Origin of the sequence: Streptomyces sp. Alt3 (assembly GCF_030719215.1) — a bacterium.
Lineage (GTDB): Bacteria > Actinomycetota > Actinomycetes > Streptomycetales > Streptomycetaceae > Streptomyces > Streptomyces glycanivorans.
This window is the reverse complement of the sequence record NZ_CP120984.1, coordinates 140,440-163,504: the sequence shown is the minus strand read 5'-3', so window position 1 is coordinate 163,504 and position 23,065 is coordinate 140,440. Positions and strand designations below refer to the sequence as shown.

Here is a 23,065-nt window from a genome sequence, read left to right as displayed (position 1 = left end):
TACGAAGACCACGTAGCAGGGCGGCACCGTTCAGGAGGTGGACCTCGCTCGGCGTTGCCTTCATCGTGATCGTGGCCCTGTTGCTCGTCCTCTGGCGTTTCAAGGGACGTCAGACAGTCCCGCCCGAGGCTCAAGGATGGGCCAAGGCACGGCGGCGGTGTGTTGTCCGCGGACAACAACCAGCGCGGCCCGGTTCCGGCCGCCGTACGGCATCATCGCGACACCGAAACGACGAAAGCGGCGGGCGAGCGCAGCCTGCTTCTGGTGCGTCAGCTCGGCGTACTTCAGTGTCGGAAGCTTTGCTTGAACTACCGGGTGAGCCCGTGAACTCTTCCAGGGAGAGCATGGGGAGAGGCGATGCCTCCGCACCGAGAACCGTCGACCGGCCCTGGTCAGACTTCCGGGTCAGCCTGTCGCTGAGACAGCGTGATCCGACGGCTTCCCAGGTCCACGTCCAGAATCTTGACTCGCAGAGTGCTCCCTACCTCGATGCCACCCTGGGGCTCCTTCTCCTGTCGCCCGAGCAGCTCGGAGTTGTGGACCAGTCCCGCAAAGCCGTTCTCGATCTCCTCGATGCGCACGAACACGCCGAACGGAACGAGCTTGGTGACGTGACCGGACAGAGTGGTGCCGACCTGTCCCGTCAGCTGCTGCATCGGATCGTCCTGCACAGCTCGGAGCGACAACGCCATCTGCCCGCGGACTCCGTCGACGCCCAGAACCTCCGCGTGAATCCGTTGGCCCACAGAGACGACGTCGGCCGGATGAGTCACGGAACGCCAGGACAGCTCAGGGATGTTGATGAACCCTTCGTATCCGTCGACGTCGACGAAGGTGACGCCGAACGGAGCTGTCTCGGTCACCGTGCCCGTCACGACCTGGCCGGGCTGCAGCGTCCTGAGGAAGGCCCACTTCCGGTCCTCGGGGGTCGGTTCGGTCTGCCAGCGTGCCCGTACGACACCGTCGGTGTCGGGCAGGACAGCGGTGAACAGCGGCACTCGTTCGTCGGCATCGATGGACAGAAGAGCCGCGGCCGCAGCGCCTTCCATCCGCGTGGTCAGCTCCGCATAGTCCTCCTCGTCCGCCACAGCACTGTGCAGTCGGCCGTCCGTGTCCTGCCAGACGCCTTCGACCAGACCGTCGCGGGGGAGCGAGCCGAGAACAGCGCCGACGTCGGGAGAAAGGGCGGGCCAGACAGCCAGCCGGGCTCGTGGCGTGAGTCGCGTGCGTACGACGTCGAGGGTGTCTCTGCTCAGCCGGTGGTACCGGGTTGCCCCCTCGATGTACGTCTCCTCCAGCATCCCCGCACGTCCTGAGCCGACGGCCCAGGACAGCGCCGACCAGAACTCATCGTCGGCCGGCCGCTGAATGTCCGACGGCTCGGTCTCCACGGCGTAGGGGGAAGCAATCAACCTTTCAGGTAACAGTCCCAGCGCACGGGTTCGCGCAACCGCGTCCGTGCTCGGCCGGCTGGTGCAGATGTAGAGGTACTGGTCCCAGCCCACATGTACCTCGAAGATGCCGTCCGCCTCCAAGCGGCACCAGGCGCCGCTGTCCCGCAGCATGATTCTCACCAGCTCCAGAGCGGTGGCGAGTCGTACCTCAGCTCCATCGTGGAAGTCGTGCAAGCCGTGCGGGAAAAGCGTGCCGAGCCCGTAGTCGTCCTCAGCCTCTCCGGATCCGAAATGCACGAAGGACGGAACGCCTGGCTCGCGTACGGAGAGGCGGTCGACTCCGGCATCCGCTGCGAAGGTCGCGACCGCCTGAAGGTAGGCCGCTTCGTACTCGCCGCGGTCGCTCGTGACCTCCCGAGCACCGACGTAGTGACCGTGTTCGTCGCGGTCGGCGGGGTCGTACTTGGTGACCTGGTGAACGTGGGGGAGCACGGCTCCATTTTGGGGCATGGGGCCGCCCCGCGTAGCCGTGGAACGGGAACCTCGAAATGCGCCCGCACGGCGACGAAGGCGCGGGCAGATGTGTTGTCCGCGGACAACACGGGGGAGACGAGCGCGTCTCTGACGGGACACGTGCCTCCGCGCTCACGCAAGCGAGCGCGCCCGGGGCGTGGCTGAGCGCGGGCGTGTGGTTGTTGTCCGCGGACAACACCAGTGGGGTTCGTCGTGCGGTGAGGGATCACCCCGCAGAGTTGTCGCCCCGCGCCCGCCTCAGGGCGAAGTAGGCCTCGTACGGGGAAATTTGAATGGCAGGGACAGGGACGGAGGCGGGTCCTGCAGGTTCGTTGAAGCCGGGCGTCCTGTCGCTCTGGAGGCAGCCGACACGTACCTCATCTCTCTTGTCTCCTCATCGAGGCGGCGTGAAGCGTCGGACAACGTCGGCCTTACGATCAGCCAGCCAGAAGGAACCGTCCTCCGCAGGCACCAGAGCACCCAGGTCCTCGGCATCCGGGACCGGCCACAGGGTCATGCGGCCCTGGAGAGTAATGCGGCCGATGCGTTGGCCGGTGGTGAACCAGAGCGATTTATCGGTACCTACCGCGATGTCGCCCAGGTATGTGGCGTTGCGGACCGGATAGCGGGTGAGGTCTCCGTCGGTGTCGAAACGGCTGATGCCGGCGCAGTCGGTGAACCACAGGGCCCGGTCCGGGCCGGTGACAAGGGCGCCCGGGGCCGAGTTCTCAGGCAAGGGCCACTTGCGGTACTTCCCGTCAGGGGTGAGGCGGCCGATGCCTTCGGGCTGCTTCGCGTCGTACTCCTCACTCTGGGTGAACCACACCGCGCCGTCCGGTCCCTCGGTCATGGAGACGACGCTGAACTGGGTGTCCAGCCGGGTGATCTGCCTCGGCCCCTGCTTCAGGTCGACACGGCTGAAAACCTTGTCGCCGGCGGCGGAGTGCTCGTACCAGACAGTGTTGTCCGGCCCCAGGGTGAGTGCGTCGGGAAAGCCGGGCACATCTGGTCCTTCCCCGGGGCCGTTGCCCTTCCCCGTGCCGTCGTCCCACCAGGTGAAATGCCCCGACCTGCTGAGGTGCCCCAGCTGGTCACCCGCGGCGTACCAGATCCCGCCGTCAGGAGAGGGGACCAGATCCGAGGGGCTTGGAGCGAAGCCTCCGTCTCGCGGCAACGGATGCTGGGTGACCTTCCCTGACGGTGCGATCTGGGCAATCGCAGCCAGCGAGGGCTCGGCGACCCACAGCGTCCCGTCCCGGCTCACCACCATGTCCGCAGGCCGCGCCTTGGGCGGCAGACGGATCACCGCAGACGCGGGGGAGGGGGAGGCGGAGGGGGTGGAGCGAGCGTCCGTACGACTGCCGGAGCCGGAGGACTCGCAACCGGTCGCCACGAGCACCGCTGCCAGCACAGCGGCAGCTGTCCTACTTCCCACAACGCAGTGATGACGGCGTGGGCGAATCCATGTGCTGCTCCCAGTCGCGGGCCCGTAGTTCACGGCCGGCAGTGGCGCAGACCGTGCTGATCCAGTCACGTGGATCGAGCCTCCATTGGATGAGCGTTCCGAGTTCTTCGGTGGTGGGGCCGTCCGCTGAGGGGGAATCGGTCTCGGAGTAGTCGGCTTCGGTTGCGGTGACAAGCCCGGTGCCGTCCGGGATGAGGGCGAGACCGGTGGAGTTCTCGAAGTTGTGCTCAGGCAGAGGAAGGGTGCCAATACCGGTCTGCGACGCGAGGTCGAGAAGGCGGACGGCCTGGTCCTTGACGGTGGTGCCTGCCAGCAACCTGCCATCGGTCACCGGACCCACCGCAGGGTCGTCCACACCCTCTGCGGTATCGAGCTCCCGGGCGCCGGAGGCAGACCGCACCTTGATGCTGCCGTTGTCGTGCTGGATCAGCAGGTGGTCGCCGCTGTAGGTGATGCCGCGGGCGCCGTCTGCCGGGATCGTACGGATCCGGCCGGAAGCCGTGCTGATCACGTGCAGGACGATCTCGCCGGAGGGGTTGTCATCGGTCTGCTGCTCCAGAATCGCCGCGTACGAACCTCGTTCGTTCAGCGCCACGTGGGTGGACGACGGCTGCTGGTTGCCGTCGGCAGTCGGCGCCATGGACCGCGGACCGTCGACTTTCCGCAGCGCCTTCCCCGACGCCGCGTCCCGGAACCAGACAGTGCCGGACATGTGCACCTCGGCCAGCGTCCGGCCATCGGGCAGGTACCGCGCCAGGGCCGGGGGATCGGACAACCTCAGCGGATTCGGCACAGGGGGCCAGGAGCTGCCCGCGCGCCACTTCTTGCCCCGCTCAACTCTTTGGGCGCTGCCGTCCGGCGCCAGCACCATCAGCCGCCTGCTGTCCGGCCGCCACACGAGCGTCGAAAAGCCAGGAATCCGCATCGTGCCCTCGTAACCCCGCGGCTTCGTGCCTGGCGGGCCGAGCCGCGCCATGGCCAGCTTGTCGCCCGATCCGTCGACGAACGCCGCGTCCTGCCCGTCCGGTGCCACCGCCACCTGCGGTGGCGCGCAGCTCAGACAGGAACCGGGGATGTCGATCTTGCTCTCCCAGGCGATTCTGGTGTGCTGCCTCAGGTCCCACAGGTTCAGGAACTCCGAGGAGGCCGACAGGAGCCGGTCGCCGCCGGAGCCGAGGAAGGTGACCGCATTCGCCGGCACCGGCCCGGCACCCGACAACGTCAGCGGCCCGGAACCCTTCTCGTCCGGCCCGTGCGTCCGGCTCACTCGCAGCGTGGAGCCGATCGCCAGCGCCACATGCGTGCCGCCCCGGCTGACCGCGAGCGCCGAGGGCAGCCCCGGCTCCGTGTCGGCGACGAGCTCCGGCTCATGGACCTCGGGCTTGCCCCGGGAAGGCCAGACCGGCAACGAGGAAGCCTTGTTGCTGTAGCTGATATGGCTGCCGTCCGGGGCGAGAGCGGACGCCGAGTTGTGTACGCCGAAGCCGATGGTGCTGCCGGCTGTGCGCTTGAGCCGCGGTACGGAGACGCGGTTCCAACCGCCGTATCCGAACTCGGAGACCACCAACTCCTCGTCTCCGTCGAAGGCGAGGGCGCTGGGAGCCAGGGACAGCTCGGCGAGCTTCAGTCGCTCGGTACGGCCTGAATCCCGGTCCAGCACCGACAGGATGCCCGGTACCTGGAACTTCGCCGAATCGGTGGCGACCGCGATGAAGCGGCCGGACGGCGAGACCGCGACAGCCGCAGGCGTCTGGCCCTCGGGCAGGCTGGGCACAGGAGAGCTCTGTCCGGCGGTCCAGACACTGACCGTCCGGTCGTCGGAGGCAGCCACGACGCGGCCGTCGGCGTCGGAAGCGACCGTCTCCACCGAGCCGGGCAGCCGGCCGACTCTCCGGTGATGCCCGGTGAACCTCCCGCCCTCCAGGCCCCACACCTCCACGTCACCGCTGCGGGTTCCGGTGAGCGCCCGCTCGCCGTTCTGTGACGCCGCCACCACCGAGACCGTGCCGGCGGCCCGGACCGAACCGGCCAGATGCGGGCTCTCGGTCACCGCTCGGAACAGCGCCTTCCGGGTCTGCGGATCGGCATGCTGCCGGTACGCGCGCTCGGCGAACAGCCCGGCCAGCGTGACGTCCGTGGACAGCAGGTCCGCCGAGACCTCCGCCAGCCTATGCGCCTGCGCCATCCGCTCCCGTGCCGTGGCCTCCCGGTACTGCACCACCACCCCGGACGCCACCACCGCGAGGACCAGTGCCACCACGGTGACCAGACGGCCGGTGCGGAACCGGCGGGCATACCGGTCGGCCTGACGGAGCGTCTCGGCGAACATCACGTCAGCCGGTTCGGGTGCGTGTGCCGCATCGGGCCGGTTCGCGACGGGCGCCACCAGGCGCAGCCCCTTACGGCGGGCCGCCAGCAGCTTGCCCTCCATGCCGCTGACACCGTCCAGGCGCTCACCGTGTCCCAGAGCACCGGTCACCGCTGTACGAGGGCGCAGGCCGTGGAACACACCGCGCAGCCAGGCAGCGCTGGGCCTACGCCGCTGCGGATACCGCAGGAGCTCCCGCAGGCCCAACGCGAAGGCGACGCCCAGCGAGGGGCCTTCGACACGAGTGGGGGAGCGGTCGGTGAACACCAGCCGCCACAACACACAGCGCGCCCCGGGGCCGCGGCCGGCAACCGCCCACGCCCGGCCCAACGCCGACGCGAACTGCCCGTCCGAGCTTCGCAGTCCGGTCATGTACCGCGGGTCGGGGTAGAGACCGGGTGGCCCGGCAGGGAACTCGCAGAGCTCCAGTACGCCGGTGGCGCCGGCCTCGTCGGACCTCTCCGTCTCGCCGAACACCACCGGAAGCTGGACCCGCCGCCCCGTCTCGCAACCCGCCATCAACAGGAGCGTGGCAACCAGCATGCTGTCGGGTGCGGGGGAAGTCTCCCCGGGCAGATGCGGGACGCGCTCCAGTACGGCCTCGAGGCGAGCGGCAGCTGCTTCGGGCACAGCGGCCAGGCCGCGACCGGACGGTTGCACGGGGCCTGGCGCGGCATTCGCCGACAGCAGGCCGGAGCCGGCCCACATGGTGCGTAAGGAGACCAGCGCCTCGTCATGGTCCGGTGGAGAGGCCAGGGCACGGGCCAGAAGGTATGCGTGCCGGGCGGGCGTAAGGACTGTGGGCTCGCGGTCCGGGGCGTTGGCGTCGATCCAGTCCGCCAGGGCTTCAGCGGGCCCGGCCAGCCAGGCAGGGTCGACCCGGGCGGCCTCGCTGCAGGACTCCCACCACAACCGCCGCTCACCCAGCAACTCGTGGACCGCCCCCTGCGGGGTGGATTCACAAAGGACGGAGTCCAGAGCGGTGCGGTGCGTGTTTCCGGTTTCCGTCACAGCGCGCCGTCGATGGTCTCGCGTATCCCCTGACCGGTACGTTCCCTGACCTGACGCCAAGCCTCGCGGGTCGCCTCGTTGTGCGCGGCCCGGATGGAGTCAGCCACCGTTTCCGAGGGCCAAGCAGGGTTCTCGGGAACGGGTGTCGGGCCGGTGGCCTGCCAGGTCGAACCAGCTGCGAAGCCGTCGAGGCGGACGAAGGAGGCTGTGGGGCCGACAGGGGAGGGCGATACGGGGACGAGGAGGGTGCGCTGTTCACCGTCCGGCCGGGTGTACTGGACCGTGGCCAGCTCCGGCTGATCTGCGACGCCTCGTAGGACGAGTTCGAGGCCGTACTCGGCGGTTCGGCCACCTACGCGGCGCAGGACAAACACCGTTCGGCCGTCGGGCGAGACCACTTCCAGGACTGCTGTGTCACTTCCGGAAGCCGTCAAAGCGCCGGCCGAGGGGAGTGAGGGCAGGACGAACCATCCCTCGGAGGCAGGGGCCGCTGGTCGGCGCGGTTCGGGCATGGAGCGAGGAGCCAGGTCAGGCGCATGGTCGAGGCGCGGGGACAGATCGATTCCGGTGAACGAGGCCCAGACACGCTGCCACAGCGCGTATCCGTCGCGGCCCCGCACCCTCGCGCGCGGGGAAGCAGCACGACGACCGGTGGTGAAGGACGACCAGGAGCGCCGGACGACCGATCCACGCGTCATGGGCCGACCTCCCCGGATGCGGGTGCGGGAGAGACCTGGCTGGCAGGTGCGGCCGAAGCTACGGACGCGCCCGGCGCACCCGGGGCAGCTGAAGCCGATTGTGGGACCGCCGGGTTGGGCGCCCCTGGCACCGCCGGCCCGGGCGCTGCCCCAGGCACCCCTTCCGCAGCCGCGCCGGGCGTGGTGCCCAACTGCAGCGCCTCGGTGACAGTCGTAGCACTGCCCATCTGTGCCAGCACCGCAGGCGCAGAAGCTCCCACCGCGACGGCCGCGAGCATCCCGCCCAACTCCCCGTGGAGCAACCACCCCGCAGCACAGCCCAGCACCACCCGGAACAGCGCAGCGAGCGAATCAGCGGGCGGATCGATATACGCACCGAGCTTGGGAAGGACATCGCCGGCCACCCGCGACACATGCCGCGCCTGCTGCCAGGCGTGCAGCCGCCCGAAGGTCACGACAGCCTCGACCACCAGCCCGCCGCCGGCACCGTACAGCGCGCCCTCGGCCCCCGAAAGCATCCGACCTCCTCTGCACGAGCCGGCACTTGCTGCACCCCCTGGCGCAATCAGCAGAATCTAGTGGCGCGTCAGGTGCTGTGGCCTTGGTTCCACGGAAGCTCCACTTCCTCGCTGGAATATGGCCGGATCCGGATAGACCGGCGCGGGCGTGGGAGTTATCCCCCGCGGGCGCGGGGAGCAGAACCCGACACCACCGACAAGTCCCGCGTCACCGGGACTATCCCCGCGCGTGCGGGGAGCAGCGGATCTTCGCCTCCGGCATAGTGCCGGAGCAGGGACCATCCCCGCGTGCGCGGGGAGCAGATTTCGGGGGTGCGGGACATGGCGGTCTCCTGGGGACCATCCCCGCATGCGCGGGGAGCAGGTGACGGTGATCGCCGCGGTGTCCGTCTCGCCGGGACCATCCCCGCGTGCGCGGGGAGCAGGACGGGGGCAGCGGGATGCGGCCGATCGCGAAGGGACCATCCCCGCGTGCGCGGGGAGCAGGCTTGCGGTACTCCTTGACGACCTGCTCGCCGGGGACCATCCCCGCGTGCGCGGGGAGCAGTCGATGAGCTCACCGGGCCGGCGCTGCACGTAGGGACCACCCCCGCGTGCGCGGGGAGCAGTTCTTCGACCTCGACCGGTTCTACGGTGCCCTGGGACCATCCCCGCGTGCGCGGGGAGCAGAGGCCCGCCCCCGTACAGGTCAGACTCACGAGGGGACCATCCCCGCGTGCGCGGGGAGCAGAGTGAAGGTCGCCGAAGGGTCAACGATCCTTCGGGACCATCCCCGCGTGCGCGGGGAGCAGAAGGCCAACGGATCCGGTTTTGCAGCTGACCGGGGACCATCCCCGCGTGCGCGGGGAGCAGTGGCCCGACCTGACTGGCAAGAGCTGGGCTCACGGACCATCCCCGCGTGCGCGGGGAGCAGCGGTCCCCCAGTGCCGCGCCGGGCCCGGAAAGGGACCATCCCCGCGTGCGCGGGGAGCAGAGTTCGCGGAGGTACTGCACGTGGCGGGCGACGGGACCATCCCCGCGTGCGCGGGGAGCAGACTGCGCGACCTGCGGCTTTATCGCCGCAGGGACTCAGTTCCGAGCACTTCCAAAGAAGCAGACATAGCAACCATTTCACCTATTCCGCCGCCTAAGGTGTCACCAGCACCCAACTGATCGACTCTACTGAGCACCAGCCTCAGCCGGAGCAATAACAGCCACAACAAGCACACATTCTCCGCTGTTTCATCATTTGGCTGCGCGTTCATGCCCCCTCCAGATATTCATCTGGCATGACAGTCGAGGGGGGTTCCCACACCGGCATGCGCGCAAGACTGCGCGGCCCCGTGCTCAAGGTGTGGGCCAAGCACGATCGGGACTCCGATGGGTGGCTGCCGCTGTGGCGGCACATGGAGGACAGTGCCGCGGTAGCAGGACGGTTGTGGGACGAGTGGTTGCCGCTTTCGGTCCGGAGGCTGATAGCCGCCGAGCTGCCGGAGGGCGCGAACGACGCACGTCGTCTCGTTGTGTGGCTGGCCGGCGTGCACGACATCGGCAAGGCAACACCCGCGTTCGCCTGCCAGGTCGACTTGCTCGCCGAAGCCATGCGAGCCGATGGCCTGGAGATGCGTTCCCAGCGGGCGATGGGGGCGGACCGGAAGCTGGCGCCGCACGGGCTGGCCGGGCAAGTGCTGCTGGGGGAGTGGCTGGAGAACCGGCACGGCTGGGCTGTCTCGCAGACCGGCCAGTTCACGGTCGCAGTCGGTGGACACCATGGGGTTCCCCCTGAATACGGTCAGATCACCGCGCTCGACAGACACCCCCAACTGCTGCGCACCCCCGGAAAGAGCGGGCCGCTGTGGCAACGCGTACAGCAGGAGCTGCTGGAAGCCTGCGCGGCAGAGTTCGGTGTGCAGGACAGGCTCGGCGCGTGGCAATCGGTAAAGCTGCCGCAGCCCGTGCAGGTCGTTCTCACCGCGCTGGTCATCGTCTCCGACTGGATCGCCAGCAATCCGGACCTGTTCCCCTACTTCCCTCAGGACGCTTCCCGCAGCAGCAAGGACCGCATCACGGCTGCCTGGCAGGGCCTCAACCTGCCAGGAGCGTGGCGGGCCGCGGATCCGCCTGCGGATGTACAGAAGCTGTTCGCCTCTCGCTTCGCGCTTCCTCCTGGAGCCAGACTTCGTCCCGTCCAGGAAGCGGCCGTGGAACTGGCCCGGACGATGGAAGAACCCGGACTGCTCGTGATCGAGGCACCCATGGGCGAGGGGAAGACAGAGGCTGCACTCGGCGCTGCGGAGGTCCTCGCCGCACGATCCGGTGCCGGCGGTGTGTTCTTCGCTCTGCCGACGATGGCCACGGGCAACGCCATGTTCCCTCGTCTCCTGAACTGGCTGGAGCGGCTCCCCTCACCGGACGGTGCGCGGCATTCGGTCCTTCTGGCTCACTCCAAGTCCGCGCTGAACGACCACTTCACCGACCTGATGGAGCGGGGCCCGATCGCGGCCCTCAACCTCGACGCAGCGGAAGACCAGGAGTTGCGGCCCACCAGCCGTGGGCGCTCAGCCTCAGCCGAGCTGGTTGCGCACGCCTGGCTGCGCGGCCGGAAGAAGGCCATGCTGTCGTCGTTCGTCGCCGGCACGATCGACCAGCTGCTCTTCGCCGGTCTGAAAAGCCGCCACCTGGCCCTGCGCCACCTCGCGATCGCCGGCAAGGTGGTCGTCATCGACGAGGCGCACGCCTACGACACCTACATGAGCTCCTACCTCGACCGGGTGCTCTCCTGGCTGGGCGCCTACCGCGTCCCGGTGGTGGTGCTCTCCGCGACCCTCCCGGCAACTCGACGCCGCGAGCTGGTCGAGGCATACGCGGGTAGGCGGAAAGGTGACAGCCGCGACTTCGACGCTGTCGCCCAGGCCGACGACTATCCGCTTCTCACGGCTGTCCCGCCGGGCGGCACCCCCGTGCTGCGACGTCCACCGGCCTCAGGTCGTGGGGTTGATGTCGAGATCGAGCGCATCGACGACAATCTCGATCACCTCGCCGACCGGCTGGAGGACGAGCTCGAGGACGGCGGCTGCGTCCTCGTCGTACGCAACACCGTGCGTCGGGTGCTGGACGCGGCAAAGGTGCTGAGAGAGCGGTTCGGGGATGCCCATGTGACCGTCGCGCACTCCTGCTTCATCGACGTCGATCGCGCGGCCAAGGACGCCTCGCTTCTCCAACGGTTCGGTCCACCGGAGAAGGCCGAGGGACGGCCGACCAAGCATGTGGTGGTCGCCAGCCAGGTCGCCGAGCAGTCACTCGATGTCGACTTCGATCTGCTGGTCACGGACCTGTGCCCGGCTGACCTGCTGCTCCAACGTATGGGCCGACTCCACAGACATCTGCGCGGAGGGGAGCAGCAGACGGAGCGCCCCGAACGGCTCCGCGCAGCCCGCTGTCTGGTCAGCGGCGTCAACTGGACCAACGAAGTCCCCGAGCCGGTGCGCGGTTCCGTCGCCGTGTACGGGGCGTACGCCTTGCTGCGATCCGCTGCCGCGCTGCTCCCGCACCTCGACGCAGGTCCACGACGTCCCGTACGGCTCCCGGCCGACATCAGCCCACTGGTACAGCATGCCTACGGCGAAGGATCTCCCGTTCCCACGGACTGGGCACAGGACGTGAAGACAGCGCGTGGCGCCTACGACGAGCTCCGGGCGGACCAGGCCGAGCGGGCAGCGACGTTCCGTCTGGGCGCCGTGGCCCGTCCAGGCCGGCCGCTCTTCGGCTGGGTCACCGCGGGAGTCGGCGACGCGGACGACACCAGTCGAGGCAAGGCGCAGGTGCGTGACAGCCGGGAAAGCCTGGAAGTGGTCGTCGTGCAGAAGAAGGCCGACGGCACCTTGGCGACGGTCCCGTGGCTTGTCCCAGACCGCCAAAACCGCCAGTTGGCCGATCTGGCATTGCCCACGGATCAGGTCCCTACGCCGCTGGCCGCGCGTACCGCTGCCTCCTGTGGGCTGCGGCTGCCGATGCAGTTCAGCTACGCCGAGACGATGGACCGGGCGATCGCCGAGCTCGAGGAACTTCACCTGCCCGCCTGGCAGGTGAAGGGCAGTCACTGGCTGGCCGGCCAGCTGGTTCTCGCGCTCGACGAGGACTGTCAGACCCAGCTGGCAGGCTTCACCCTCCGATACAGCAAGAGCGACGGCCTTGAGGTAACCCGTGCCTGACAACAGCCAGAGCGACCGCGAGGACGCCCTCTCGTTCGACCTCACCACTCAACCCTGGATCCCCGTGCTCAGGATCAACGGCCAGCAGGACGAACTCTCCTTACGTCAGGTCTTCGAGCAGGCATCCGAGCTGTGGCGGATCGTCGGGGATCTGCCAACCCAGGAGTTCGCCCTGGTGCGCCTGCTTCTCGCGATCGCCCACGACGCACTCGACGGGCCGGCCGATATCGACGACTGGGCCGACCTGTGGTCCGACGAGCAGTGTTTCGCCGCCGTGGGGTCCTACCTCGATGCTCACACCCATCGATTCGACCTGCTGGACACCAGAGCACCGTTCTTCCAGACCGCCGGCCTGCGAACGACGAAGGACGAGGTGTTCTCCCTCAACCGCATCGTGGCCGACGTCCCCAACGGGGAGCCGTTCTTCAGCGCCAGGATGCCTGACGTCGATCGCCTCACCTTCGCCGAAGCAGCCCGCTGGGTCGTCCACGCGCACGCGTACGACACCTCCGGAATCAAGACCGGCGTGGAGGGCGACAAGCGCGTCAAGGGCGGGAAGGTCTACCCGCTCGGCGTCGGCTGGGCGGGCAACCTCGGAGGGGTCTACATCGAGCGCCCCACGCTGCGCGAAACGCTGCTGCTGAATCTCGTGGCGGCCGACACCACCGGCGTGAGAATCGACGAGCGGGACGCCCCGGCCTGGCGACGCAATCCGTGCGGACCAGGCGGAACCGAGAGGGCATCCACCGGGGTGCGCGACCTTTACACCTGGCAGACCCGACGCTTGCGGCTGCACTTCGACGAGCACGGCGTGCACGGCGTCGTCCTCGGTTACGGCGACCCGCTCAGCCCTCGTAACATGCACGACCGCGAGCCGATGACGGCCTGGCGGCGCAGCCTCGCTCAGGAGAAGAAGCTGCGGGAGAGCCCCGTCTACCTGCCACGCGACCACGATCCCGAGCGAGCGGCATGGCGGGGGATTGCCTCGCTCATCGCAGACACCCTCCCTGGGCTGCAGGGATCGGAACCTCCTTCCTCGCTGCGTCCCGCGGTCCTGGAATGGGTGGCCCGCCTGGCCTCGGAGGGCGAACTCGAACGGGGCTTCCTCGTGCGTGCGCGCGTGATCGGTCCGCAGTACGGCACTCAGCAGTCCGTGATCGACGAGATCGTCGACGACTCCGTGTCCATGGGTGTCGTCCTCCTCCACCAGCAGGACCGCCGCTACGCCGAGCAGGCCATCGCCGCCGTCGAGGACGCAGACCGTGCCGTGTACGCCATCGGCGACCTGGCCACCAACCTGGCCCGTGCTGCCGGCGCCGAGACCGACGGACCTCGGGCCACTGCCCGGGACCACGCGTACGGGCTGCTCGAGGCCCCCTACCGCTCCTGGCTCCGGGACCTGGCCAAGTCCGACGATCCGTACGAACAGCGCCTGGCATGGCAGCGGCAGGTGTACAGGGTCGCCGCGAAGTTCGGAGACCATCTCATTGCCGCAGCGGGGGACGGTGCGTGGCAGGGGCGGATCGTCGAGACGAAGAAGGGCACCGAGTGGCTCAACTCGGCGCTGGCCGACAAGTGGTTCCGCATCGCCCTGAACAGAGAGCTGGGAAGCCCCGACTCGTCCGGCACCGCCCCGGCCACCGATGAACGGACGGACTCCGAGACCACTGTGAAGGCACTGACATGACCACCCTCGCCGCATCACTCACCCCACGCAAGCAAGTCGCCCGGCTCGCCGCCCAAATCCTGGCTCCCCTGCAACAGGGCTACCTCGCCGACCGGTCCCCGGACGTGGCGGCACTGGCACGGCTGCGCCGCGGCGCGGGACGGGAGGCAGGACAGCTCCCGGACCTGTGGAGCCTCATCGACACCGGCCCCCTGCACGTGCCGCCGGACGACGCCCGGCCCCTCGACGAGAGCGACCTCGTGCGTGCCGAGGACGCGCTGCACATGGCCCTCACCCTGTGGGCGCTGCACCAGCAGTCCCGTCCGACCGGCATGCACCAGGCCGACCGGAAGGACAGCCGCCGAGGGCTCGGAACCGCCGTACGCCGCATGATGAAGCCCGGCGAGATCGACGAACCACTGCGCAAGCGCCTGGTCCGGGCCGGCACCGCTCCTGACCTGACCAGCCTCGCCCAGCGGTTGCGCGACATCGTCGTTCTGCTGCGCCGCGCGGACATCCCCCTCGACTACGCCCTCCTCGCCGGACAGCTCTACACCTGGCAGCGGCCTGGCGGCGCCGACGTCGTGCGCCGCGAGTGGGGCAGTTCCTTCCACGCCTGGCACGACAAGGACGCCGAGAAGCCGGGAGATGCCGCCCCCGCTCCAGCCGGCGACAAGACCACCGACAGCACGGACACCGACAAGGACGCCTCGTGAACCGCATCTTCCTCGACGTACACGCTCTCCAGACCGTCCCGCCCAGCAACCTCAACCGTGACGACACCGGCGCGCCGAAGACCGCGGTGTACGGGGGAGTGCCGCGCGCACGGGTCTCCAGCCAGGCCTGGAAGCGGGCAGCCCGTACCTACTTCTCCGACGAGCACCTGCTGGACGCAAACGAACTCGGGGTACGGACGAAGAAGATCGTGGAGGCGGTCGCCGCACGGATCACCGCGCTGGATCCCTCGATCGAGGGGGAGGCCGCTCTGCTCATCGCCGACGAGACCGTGAAGGCCACGGGCCTGAAGACGGAGGTGCCCAAGCGCAAGGCCACCGCAGCAAAGGACGGGGAGCCGGAGCCCGCACCGGAGGCCAAGTACCTCGTCTTCCTCAGCACCCGCCAGCTGGACGGCCTCGCCCGGCTGGCCGTAGAGGGTGCCTCCGACATCACGGCCCACCTGAAGGACAAGGAGACGAAGGCCAAGGCCAAGGAGATCGCGGACACGCACCACTCCGTCGACATCGCGCTCTTCGGCCGGATGGTCGCCGACTCCGCCGACTTCAACGTCGACGCCGCCGTCCAGGTCGCGCACGCCATCAGCGTGCACCGCGTGGAGAACGAGTCGGATTACTACACCGCGGTGGACGACAAGAACACGGACGAGGAGACGGGCGCCGGCATGATCGGCACGGTCGACTTCAACTCGTCGACGCTGTACCGCTATGCCGCCCTCGGCGTGCACCAGCTCGCCGCGAACCTCGGCGAGGGGCTGCGCGAGGACGAACCTCTCACCACCCCGGTGCGGCGAGCAGTGGAGGCCTTCGTACATGGTTTCACCGCGTCGCTGCCCACCGGAAAGATCAACACGTTCGGGCACCACACGCTGCCTGACGCCGTGGTCGTGAAGCTCCGCACCATGCGTCCGGTCAGTTTCGTCTCGGCCTTCGAGGAACCAGTCCGCGGCAACCAGGGCGGTTACGTCCGCGAGGCATCCGAGCGTCTCGCGGAGTACATCCCCGACATCGAGCGCGCCTACGGCGACGAGGGCTCCACCCTCACCTGGGTCCTGCGTGTGGGCCCGAACACCGCGAAGCTCGCCGGGATCGGTACCGAGGCCCAGAACATCGGCGAGCTCGTCGCCGCTGTCGGGCAGGCCGTCGCAGAGCGCCTGGAGAAGCCCGCATGAGCGTGCTCAGCCTGAGGCTGGCGGGCCCCCTGCAGTCGTGGGGGGCCTCCGCGCGCTTCACCCGTCGCACCACCGAGTCCGCTCCCACCAAGAGCGCGGTCATCGGCCTGCTCGCCGCGGCCGCGGGCATCGAACGAGGCGACGACGCGAGCCTCGAGCCGCTGGCAGCGCTCCGGTTCGGCGTCCGGATCGATCAGCCCGGCAGCCGGGTACGCGACTTCCAGACCGCGCATCACAGCGTCAGCGGAAAGTCGATGCCCCTGTCGGAGCGCTTCTATCTGGCGGACGCCGTGTTCGTCGCCGCCGTCGAAGGCGACGCCACGCTCCTTTCCGACCTCCATGCCGCGCTGCGCAACCCTGTGTACCCCCCGTTCCTCGGCCGACGCTCGTGCCCGCCGGCCCAGCCAGTCGACCTGGGCCTCCACGACGGCGCCGCCTCGTTGATGGAGGTACTGGGCGAGCTGCCCTGGCAGGCGTCCGGCTGGTACCGCAGGCAACACGGCAACCGGCCGGACATCGAACTGACCGTGCTTCGGGAGGCCTGCGACGACGAGGGCGAGTTCGCCGACACCCTCCGCGACCAGCCGGTCAGCTACGCCGCCGAACACCGCCGACACGCCCTGCGCACTGTTGTCAGCGACACCGTGCGTGTTCCCGGCGCGTCCGCCGGGAGGCTGCCTCGGCATGATCCGTTCGACGCCCTCCAGGAAGGGAACGTCTGATGTTCCTCACCCGCTTCCGCGTGAACACCGCACGCCCCGGCGCCCGCAGGCTGCTGTCCTCCCCGCAGGTCCTGCACGCAGCCGTCATGTCCTCCTTCCCGTCGCTGCTGCCCAGCAACGCTCCGCCTCCGGACGGGCCGCGTGTCCTGTGGCGCCTGGACCACACCACCCGCGCCGAGGTCATGCTCTATGTGGTCAGCCCCGACCGGCCGGACATGACTCATCTCGTCGAGCAGGCGGGGTGGCCGGCTGCTGCCACCAGCTCCGCACCGGGCTGGGAGAGCCGCCCTTATGGCCCGTTCCTCGACCGGCTCTCGCTGGGGGAGCAGTGGACGTTCAGGCTGACGGCCAACCCCGTCCACCACATCCGCCGCAAGGCAGACGAGCCCACCAAGCGGACCGCGCACGTCACGCCCGTGCACCAGATGGGGTGGCTCCTGCAGCGGCAGGAACAGTGCGGATTCCGTGTCCTCGAGAAGCCCGCAGACCGGCGGCTGCTTCCCGGCGGCACGACCCACACGGGGCAGCCCCACCACGGCGACGGGTACGAGTTCACGGTCCACGACAAGCGCGCCCTGTCCTTCGACAAGTCCCGTGGCCCGGCCAAGGCTGCGGGACGCAAGGGGGCGGTCAGCCTGGTCACCGTCACATTCGACGGCCGGCTCGAGGTCACCGATCCTGAGAAGCTGCGCCGGACGCTGCGGCAGGGAATCGGCAAGGCCAAGGCGTACGGCTGCGGCCTGCTTACCCTCGCGCCTCTCGGCGCAGCAGGGTGACCTGATGACGACGGTCTCCCGACGCGCAGCCCTCACCCCGCGCCAGCTCACCCCGCTCGTCCGCCCTCGCCGAGGCACAGGCCGTGCAATGGGCGAACATCCGCAGCCGGCTAGGCGTCGCACGGGCGATGTACCGCCTGCGCTTTCCGGATGAGGACCCCGCGGGCCTGACCCGCCATGAACTCCTCGGCCGCGAAGGCCACCGCGTCAAGGACTGCTACCGCGCCCAGTCCGCCAGAACCGGGGTGCCCTGGCGAGGCCGCCGGTACACCCCGGGCGACTTCAGCAGCGGAGACGCGGTCAACCAGGCCATTACCGCCGCTGCCCAGTGCATGTACGGCATCACCCACGCGGTCGTCGCCTCCCTGGGCTGCAGTCCGGCTCTGGGCTTCGTGCACTCCGGCCACGAGCTGTCCTTCGTCCTGGATGTCGCCGACCTGTACAAGACCGAGATCGGCATCCCGCTCGCCTTCGACGTCGCCGCTGAGGATGAGGAGGACGTCGGCTCGCGCACACGCCGAGCGCTCCGGGACCGCATCAACGAGACGTCTCTGCTGGACCGTTGCGTAAACGACATCAAGAAGCTCCTCCTGGGAGAGGAACTGACGGCGAACACCGCCACTAACACTGCCGCGAACGACGCCCCGGACGTCGTCACGCTGCAGAGCGACGGAGGCCGGGAAGTGGCCGCGGGCCGCAACTACGGCGGGGGAGCGGACTTCGACGTCCTGGAGACGACCTGGTGACCGTCATCGTGCTCACGAACTGTCCTGCAGGCCTGCGCGGCTTCCTCACACGCTGGCTGCTGGAGATCTCCGCCGGAGTCTTCATCGGCAACCCGTCCGCACGCATCCGCGACCTGCTGTGGGCAGAGGTCCAGGAGTACGCCGACCAGGGCCGCGCCCTGCTCGCTCACACCACGAACAACGAACAGGGCTTCACCTTCCTCACGCACGACCACGCCTGGCACCCGGTCGACCACGAAGGCCTGACGCTGATCCGCCGCCCGAACGCGAACAGCCCCTCCACCGGGCAGAGTCCGAAGAAGGGCTGGAGCAACGCGGCGAAGCGCCGTCGCTTCGGCCGGAGGTGACGGAAGATTTGGCCTGTTTGGGTGCTATGACTGTTTCAGTGAAACTACTTCAAAACAGTGGTCAGGCTTAGCAACACTGCAGGTCATGAAGAGTGCTCCCCGCGCGTGCGGGGATGGTCCCGTCCTGTCGCGGCGGTGGTCACCGACACCGAGGTGCTCCCCGCGCGTGCGGGGATGGTCCCCTCGCCGACGACCGCGAGTGGAGGGGCCAGCGGTGCTCCCCGCGCGTGCGGGGATGGTCCCATCGACGCCGTCGACATCAGCGACCGGCTCACGTGCTCCCCGCGCGTGCGGGGATGGTCCCAACGGCGGGTTGCTGCCCTGCTACTTCGATGCGTGCTCCCCGCGCGTGCGGGGATGGTCCCTCCTCCTCGCTGCCGGGCCGCGTCCACCGTGCGTGCTCCCCGCGCGTGCGGGGATGGTCCCGGCAACGAGGCGATCATCTGGCGGGCGACCCGGTGCTCCCCGCGCGTGCGGGGATGGTCCCTTCCGCCTCTCCCCGTGGGAGGGCATGACGCGGTGCTCCCCGCGCGTGCGGGGATGGTCCCGACGGGTCGAGCCGCTCCAGCAGGCGCCGTTCGTGCTCCCCGCGCGTGCGGGGATGGTCCCGGGGTCGCTCGCGGCTCTGCGGATGGCGGGCTGTGCTCCCCGCGCGTGCGGGGATGGTCCCAGCCCGGCACGCCGCCGAGCTACCCGCCGAAGACCCCACCGCCTCCGAAGCGCCCGTTGTCGCCGCCCCGCCCGGACATCGTGGCCGGCCCCACTGGCACGGAATCAGGGCCTGGTGCAGCCGCGGGCGCAGGAGACGACCCGGCCACTCCTCGGGGTCTGCAGCGCACCGCTCGCCGCGGGGTCAGCATCGCCAACCGGCAAGGCGTGAACTGGATGCTGGAGTCCGCTCCCTGGTCGGTGGCCGCCGCGCGCCGCCGGGTCATCACCCAGCTGAAGGACTGGGGGCACCGTCTCCCCGCGGCCGCCGTCACCACGGTCGAGGACGTCACGACGCTTCTCGTCCAGACTGCCGTCGCTGATACCGGGCGCCGCATCAGCGTCCACCTCTCCACCCAGGACGCCCAGGTCTGTGTCCTCGTCCTCTCCCACCAGGCGGGTCTCACCCCCGGGCACACCCCAGGCGGGGACCGGGTTCTTCACGAGGTGACCGCACAGGCGGGGATGACGGGGTGCGGGACGGACACGGGACCGGACGGGCGCCGGCTCTGGGCCGTCATCGACCTCTGACCGGGCGCCCCTGTGCCGGGTACGACGAAGCCCCGAACCGGTTCGGTTCGGGGCTTCCGTGTTCTCGAGGCCGCGGCTACACCGCAGTGTCCAGGTGCCGGGTGGGTGCCCGCCAGCAGAACGGTGCCAGATCCTGCGCGGCCGCGAATACCCGTGTTGCCGCGCCCACCACGCTGCCGGGCTCAACCCGGGCCCCGTCGATCGAAGCAAGCATGCGGGCCCCGTGGTGCTCGCACCCGGCAACCGCCCCGCCGGCCGCGTCAAGAACGGTCGCCGCGTCCCGGGGGCCGACACAGGGGGTGCGGTCCTCGACGTGTACGGCACCGCACCGCGGGCTGTGCGGGGTGTGGTCCTGGTCCACGGCCGGCTCCTCGGGTGCGCGGGGTCTGTACGGGCAGTGTGACAGCGGGCACCGACAGACCGCGGCCTAACACGGCTGTGCCCCGAACCAGGGCCGGTCCGGGGCACAGGGCGTAGCAGGTCAGGCCGGTTCGATGACCTCGACCAGGTCGGTCCGCCACAGGATGATCTGGTACGTGTCGAGGCCGTACCAGCCGGTGTTGCCGTACGCGATGGCGAGACGCGGGTCTGCTGCAACCCACCGGTTCAGCTCATCCCGGTCGCTCTGGCGGATTCGGTACGGGGCGCTGGTGATCGCGGCGGGCCGGCGGTCGAAAGTCCAGGTGGCCGTGTGGTCCATCCACCCGGTGTCCCATCCGCCGCTCCCGAAGCGGGCGCACGTCCTGGGGCCGCCGCAGCGGGAGTTGCGGTTCTGCTGGAGCCAGACGGGGCAGCACCCGTTGTCGGTTTTCCGCAGCCCGTGCTTCTCCGCCCAGTCAAACACGATCTGCTTGGCCTCTTCCCGGTCCTGGAGGTGCGCTCTGCGCTGTTCCGGCGACCAGGTCGGGTTGGGGATGGTCGCCCCGACTCCGTAGGGCCAATCGACGCCACCTCCGTCGTTCCTTCCGAAGATGGCTTTGGCGCGGGTTGTGCTGATGGTCATGGATCCCCTTGGTGGTGTTCGTCAGTGGAGCGCATCGGGTTAGAAGCTGGGGCAGATGTGCTTGTGCACGGCGTCCAGAACCTTCCCGCCCGTGTCCGGGTTGCTGATCTCGGGGAGGCGGCTGGTGATGGTGAATCGCTCGAGAGTCAACTGCACCAGCTTGTTCCTGTCGTCGGGGAACGACTTGATGGAACTGCACTGGTTGATGCCGCGGCTGATTGCCTGGTCTTCCTTGCCGGGCTTGATGATGCGGGTGTCGATCGCGTTCAAGGCGTCAAGGTAGGCCTGGCGTTCGGCACCCTTCGGCTCGGGAGGCAGGCCGGCAGCTTCACGGGCAGCGTCGCGCTGCTCCTGCGTGAGTTGCGCCGGGGCGCTGCTCGTTGCCGGGGCGGGCTTGTCGTTGCTGCTGGCGGTTTCGCCCTCGCAGCCGGTCAGAGTGGCGAGGAGCAGGCCAGCAGCGACGGTGGTGGCGGCGCGGCTGAGGATGTGGTGCGGCAAGGATTCTCCCGTGATTGCGTGTGCTTGTGAGACAACGGTGAAGGTCGGATGGTTGCAGTGTGAAGGTCGGTCACGGTCGGCTTTCGGTATGCCGTGCTGCTGCTGCGAGCAGAAGGACGGCCAACCTGAGGGCATCGGGCTTCAGCAGTTAGCTGCTCGTGAACGAGGCATCAGTTCCGGGAGCATGGTCCGCGCAAAACCATCCGTAGAGGTAGAGACGGGCCGCAACTCCGCATGTTGTCACCCCGGACTCGCAACGCCCTCGCGAAGCTTCCTGGTGAACAGGCGGGGTCAGAGCGTCCTGCTGATCATGGTGGATCGGCTGGATCTTGGTGGGCGTTACGGCTGGGCGTGCGGGTCGTTGAGGCTGTTACGTCTAGGCGTGAAGGTTCTGAGCCGTCCGACCGCAGTCGGCGGGCGCGCCGACTGCGGTATGCCTTCTGCCGGCAGGCCGCGTTGCAGTATTCAGAATCTGCGCGCCCAGCCGTAACGGGCGTGCCGCAGGTGCCGCAGGAGAGGCCCGATCCGATGCCTCCGTTACGTTTGCGCGTGAGTGATGTCCGGCACGCTCGCGAGCACGTCACCCCCCGCATCGCCTTCTCTGCCCCGCGCACCACAACCAGGCCGCAACCGGCGACACACGCCTGCGGCGGAAGAGCCGTGCCGCGGCCGACCAGTCCCCTCCACTCAACACTCTGCGTCTGCCGGGTAGAGACCGCCCGGGTCAGACCCGTTTCCGGATCCGGGCACCCCCGTTCGTAGCAGGACTTGCAAATCAGGAAGCGAGTAGGCGCACGACGGCCCCGCCGCCGGAAGCCGTCAACCAGATACGCCGTCCCGCCCAGCAGACCGGTCCCGCACATCACACAGAGTCGAGAACGTGCACGCATAGCCATAACAGCCTCAACGACCCGCACGCCCAGCCGTAACGCCCACCAAGATCCAGCCGATCCACCATGATCAGCAGGACGCTCGCCACCTTCACGGAGACCGGACATCCCTCTCTGTTCCGGGACGGCTAGAGAGGACGGACTGGGGGTAGGCGTTCGCCAGGTCGGTGCCCGTGAAGGAGCTCGTCCCGGATCGCGGCCAGGCGCAGCCCAAGCTGCTGGTGTTCCTCGACGGTCAGTCTCGGCTTCGTCATGGCGTCACGCTTCCTTCTGCGGGTGGGTTACAGGGGCGGGATGTACAGGCCGGCCGCGGCACCGATCTGGCGGACGCCCATGGTGGGCCGCAGCGGCGATGGCGCAGTCACGCTGCTAGATTCATCCCTTGGACTGGAGGCGATCGAGGACCCGTGCGTGCGCAGCCCTGATGGCGTCCACGTGGCTGCTGCTCAGGCTGTCGAAGCGGACGCAGAAGACAACCGGGCCGCGCATCTTGATAATGCGGTCGTTTGGGTCGTGAGGTTCAGGTTGCTCATACGGCTCGTACGGCTCGAAGGGCTCAGGAGCGGAGCTGTCGGGGTCTGGCTTGCTGAGTTCCCAGAAGATTCCGTTGGCGACCTTGTTCACGCGCTGCTGTCCCGGGTTGTCGAACGGCACGTAGTGGTAGGCCATGACCGGGAAGCAGTTTGGGATGTCTTCCATGCCGGTCTCGCCCTCCCCTCCGTCGATCTTCCGACGCATGTTCTGGAAGGTGTCCCTGTGGGAAGTCAGGCTGCCGTCGACTTGGACGAGCAGGTAGTGGTGAGCCGGGTACGTCGTCATGCGGGTCAGTCTTGTCGGCTGGTAGGCGCCTTGTCCGGGCATTGCACAACAAGATATCTGCGACGGGTTGTTCTGGCCCCACTGGAACGGTGAGAAGTGGCTCCGCCAAGCGTTCGAGTGCAGGGCCGGAGAGTGGTCCGGCACAGACGCAGCCAGCGAGAAGAGGCCGTCAGTGCCTCGGGTGAACGGTCGGCCGCCCGTTCGGTGGGTGGGGCCAAAACTTCCCGTTCCGCTGGGGCCGCTGGACCCCGTCCAAGACAGAGCCCGGCGCCGAGGATCTCGTGCTCCCCGCGCGT

At 68.9% G+C, this 23,065-nt stretch carries 16 protein-coding genes, 1 pseudogene and 2 CRISPR repeat arrays; of the genes and pseudogenes, 9 read left to right on the top strand and 8 right to left on the bottom strand.

Translation table 11 applies throughout. The features are described from left to right. Window positions 1-392 precede the first annotated feature (392 nt). The 5 genes from P8A20_RS37905 to P8A20_RS37885 all read right to left on the bottom strand — a co-directional run bounded on the left by P8A20_RS37905 (window position 393) and on the right by P8A20_RS37885 (window position 7,967). Window positions 393-1,886, bottom strand: coding sequence for a S1 RNA-binding domain-containing protein (locus P8A20_RS37905; protein WP_306105375.1), 1,494 nt, complete (start codon window positions 1,884-1,886; stop codon window positions 393-395). Window positions 1,887-2,301: 415 nt separating this feature from the next. Beyond that, on the bottom strand, window positions 2,302-3,318 hold the full coding sequence (locus P8A20_RS37900; protein ID WP_306105374.1) for a Vgb family protein: 1,017 nt from the start codon (window positions 3,316-3,318) through the stop codon (window positions 2,302-2,304). A 13-nt stretch (window positions 3,319-3,331) separates the two neighbouring features. Further along, a complete protein-coding gene (locus P8A20_RS37895; RefSeq protein ID WP_306105373.1) occupies window positions 3,332-6,751 on the bottom strand; it encodes a WD40 repeat domain-containing protein in 3,420 nt (1,139 codons plus the stop codon). After that, window positions 6,748-7,449 (bottom strand): hypothetical protein, encoded by a 702-nt coding sequence (locus P8A20_RS37890; RefSeq protein WP_306105372.1) that lies wholly within the window; start codon window positions 7,447-7,449, stop codon window positions 6,748-6,750. The genes P8A20_RS37895 and P8A20_RS37890 overlap by 4 nt, the downstream gene beginning before the upstream one ends. Further along, window positions 7,446-7,967 (bottom strand): hypothetical protein, encoded by a 522-nt coding sequence (locus P8A20_RS37885; RefSeq protein WP_306105371.1) that lies wholly within the window; start codon window positions 7,965-7,967, stop codon window positions 7,446-7,448. The genes P8A20_RS37890 and P8A20_RS37885 overlap by 4 nt, the downstream gene beginning before the upstream one ends. Before the next feature lie 214 nt (window positions 7,968-8,181). After that, window positions 8,182-9,001: direct repeats of the CRISPR family, unit length 28 nt; unit sequence GGACCATCCCCGCGTGCGCGGGGAGCAG. 234 nt (window positions 9,002-9,235) lie between these two features. Here P8A20_RS37885 and cas3 point away from each other — a divergent pair. The 9 genes and pseudogenes from cas3 to P8A20_RS37840 all read left to right on the top strand — a co-directional run bounded on the left by cas3 (window position 9,236) and on the right by P8A20_RS37840 (window position 19,559). Then, window positions 9,236-12,157: a CRISPR-associated helicase Cas3' gene (cas3, locus tag P8A20_RS37880; protein WP_306105370.1), complete on the top strand. Its 2,922-nt coding sequence runs from the start codon at window positions 9,236-9,238 to the stop codon at window positions 12,155-12,157. Next, window positions 12,150-13,844: a type I-E CRISPR-associated protein Cse1/CasA gene (casA, locus tag P8A20_RS37875; protein WP_306105369.1), complete on the top strand. Its 1,695-nt coding sequence runs from the start codon at window positions 12,150-12,152 to the stop codon at window positions 13,842-13,844. The genes cas3 and casA overlap by 8 nt, the downstream gene beginning before the upstream one ends. Then, on the top strand, window positions 13,841-14,539 hold the full coding sequence (gene casB / locus P8A20_RS37870) for a type I-E CRISPR-associated protein Cse2/CasB (RefSeq protein WP_306105368.1): 699 nt from the start codon (window positions 13,841-13,843) through the stop codon (window positions 14,537-14,539). Before casA ends, casB begins: the two co-directional genes overlap by 4 nt. Then, window positions 14,536-15,729: a type I-E CRISPR-associated protein Cas7/Cse4/CasC gene (cas7e, locus tag P8A20_RS37865; RefSeq protein WP_306105367.1), complete on the top strand. Its 1,194-nt coding sequence runs from the start codon at window positions 14,536-14,538 to the stop codon at window positions 15,727-15,729. Before casB ends, cas7e begins: the two co-directional genes overlap by 4 nt. Beyond that, entirely contained in the window at window positions 15,726-16,451 is a 726-nt protein-coding gene (gene cas5e, locus P8A20_RS37860; RefSeq protein WP_306105366.1) for a type I-E CRISPR-associated protein Cas5/CasD, read from the top strand. The genes cas7e and cas5e overlap by 4 nt, the downstream gene beginning before the upstream one ends. After that, a complete protein-coding gene (cas6e, locus tag P8A20_RS37855; protein ID WP_306105365.1) occupies window positions 16,451-17,227 on the top strand; it encodes a type I-E CRISPR-associated protein Cas6/Cse3/CasE in 777 nt (258 codons plus the stop codon). The genes cas5e and cas6e overlap by 1 nt, the downstream gene beginning before the upstream one ends. Before the next feature lie 53 nt (window positions 17,228-17,280). Further along, a pseudogene (gene cas1e, locus P8A20_RS37850) lies at window positions 17,281-17,973 on the top strand (type I-E CRISPR-associated endonuclease Cas1e); the annotation flags it as partial. Continuing rightward, entirely contained in the window at window positions 17,970-18,320 is a 351-nt protein-coding gene (gene cas2e / locus P8A20_RS37845; RefSeq protein WP_306105364.1) for a type I-E CRISPR-associated endoribonuclease Cas2e, read from the top strand. The pseudogene cas1e and the gene cas2e, both read left to right, overlap by 4 nt. A 92-nt stretch (window positions 18,321-18,412) precedes the next feature. After that, window positions 18,413-18,990: direct repeats of the CRISPR family, unit length 29 nt; unit sequence GTGCTCCCCGCGCGTGCGGGGATGGTCCC. 215 nt (window positions 18,991-19,205) lie between these two features. Beyond that, window positions 19,206-19,559: a hypothetical protein gene (locus tag P8A20_RS37840; RefSeq protein ID WP_306105363.1), complete on the top strand. Its 354-nt coding sequence runs from the start codon at window positions 19,206-19,208 to the stop codon at window positions 19,557-19,559. Between the two features lie 481 nt (window positions 19,560-20,040). Here P8A20_RS37840 and P8A20_RS37835 read toward each other — a convergent pair whose 3' ends face one another. The 3 genes from P8A20_RS37835 to P8A20_RS37825 all read right to left on the bottom strand — a co-directional run bounded on the left by P8A20_RS37835 (window position 20,041) and on the right by P8A20_RS37825 (window position 22,769). Next, window positions 20,041-20,562, bottom strand: a complete 522-nt coding sequence (locus P8A20_RS37835; protein WP_306105362.1) for a hypothetical protein — start codon at window positions 20,560-20,562, stop codon at window positions 20,041-20,043. Window positions 20,563-20,601: 39 nt separating this feature from the next. Beyond that, on the bottom strand, window positions 20,602-21,060 hold the full coding sequence (locus P8A20_RS37830) for a hypothetical protein (RefSeq protein ID WP_306105361.1): 459 nt from the start codon (window positions 21,058-21,060) through the stop codon (window positions 20,602-20,604). Between the two features lie 1,265 nt (window positions 21,061-22,325). Next, window positions 22,326-22,769 (bottom strand): hypothetical protein, encoded by a 444-nt coding sequence (locus P8A20_RS37825; protein ID WP_306105360.1) that lies wholly within the window; start codon window positions 22,767-22,769, stop codon window positions 22,326-22,328. Window positions 22,770-23,065 lie beyond the last annotated feature (296 nt).

Bases quoted from the DNA above. Each gene is read 5' to 3' on its own strand.
- P8A20_RS37890 (WP_306105372.1), bottom strand. From the start codon at position 7,449: ATGACGCGTGGATCGGTCGTCCGGCGCTCCTGGTCGTCCTTCACCACC.
- P8A20_RS37885 (WP_306105371.1), bottom strand. From the start codon at position 7,967: ATGCTTTCGGGGGCCGAGGGCGCGCTGTACGGTGCCGGCGGCGGGCTG.
- cas3 (WP_306105370.1), top strand. From the start codon at position 9,236: ATGACAGTCGAGGGGGGTTCCCACACCGGCATGCGCGCAAGACTGCGC.
- casB (WP_306105368.1), top strand. From the start codon at position 13,841: ATGACCACCCTCGCCGCATCACTCACCCCACGCAAGCAAGTCGCCCGG.
- cas5e (WP_306105366.1), top strand. From the start codon at position 15,726: ATGAGCGTGCTCAGCCTGAGGCTGGCGGGCCCCCTGCAGTCGTGGGGG.
- cas6e (WP_306105365.1), top strand. From the start codon at position 16,451: ATGTTCCTCACCCGCTTCCGCGTGAACACCGCACGCCCCGGCGCCCGC.
- P8A20_RS37840 (WP_306105363.1), top strand. From the start codon at position 19,206: ATGCTGGAGTCCGCTCCCTGGTCGGTGGCCGCCGCGCGCCGCCGGGTC.
- P8A20_RS37835 (WP_306105362.1), bottom strand. From the start codon at position 20,562: ATGACCATCAGCACAACCCGCGCCAAAGCCATCTTCGGAAGGAACGAC.
- P8A20_RS37825 (WP_306105360.1), bottom strand. From the start codon at position 22,769: ATGACGACGTACCCGGCTCACCACTACCTGCTCGTCCAAGTCGACGGC.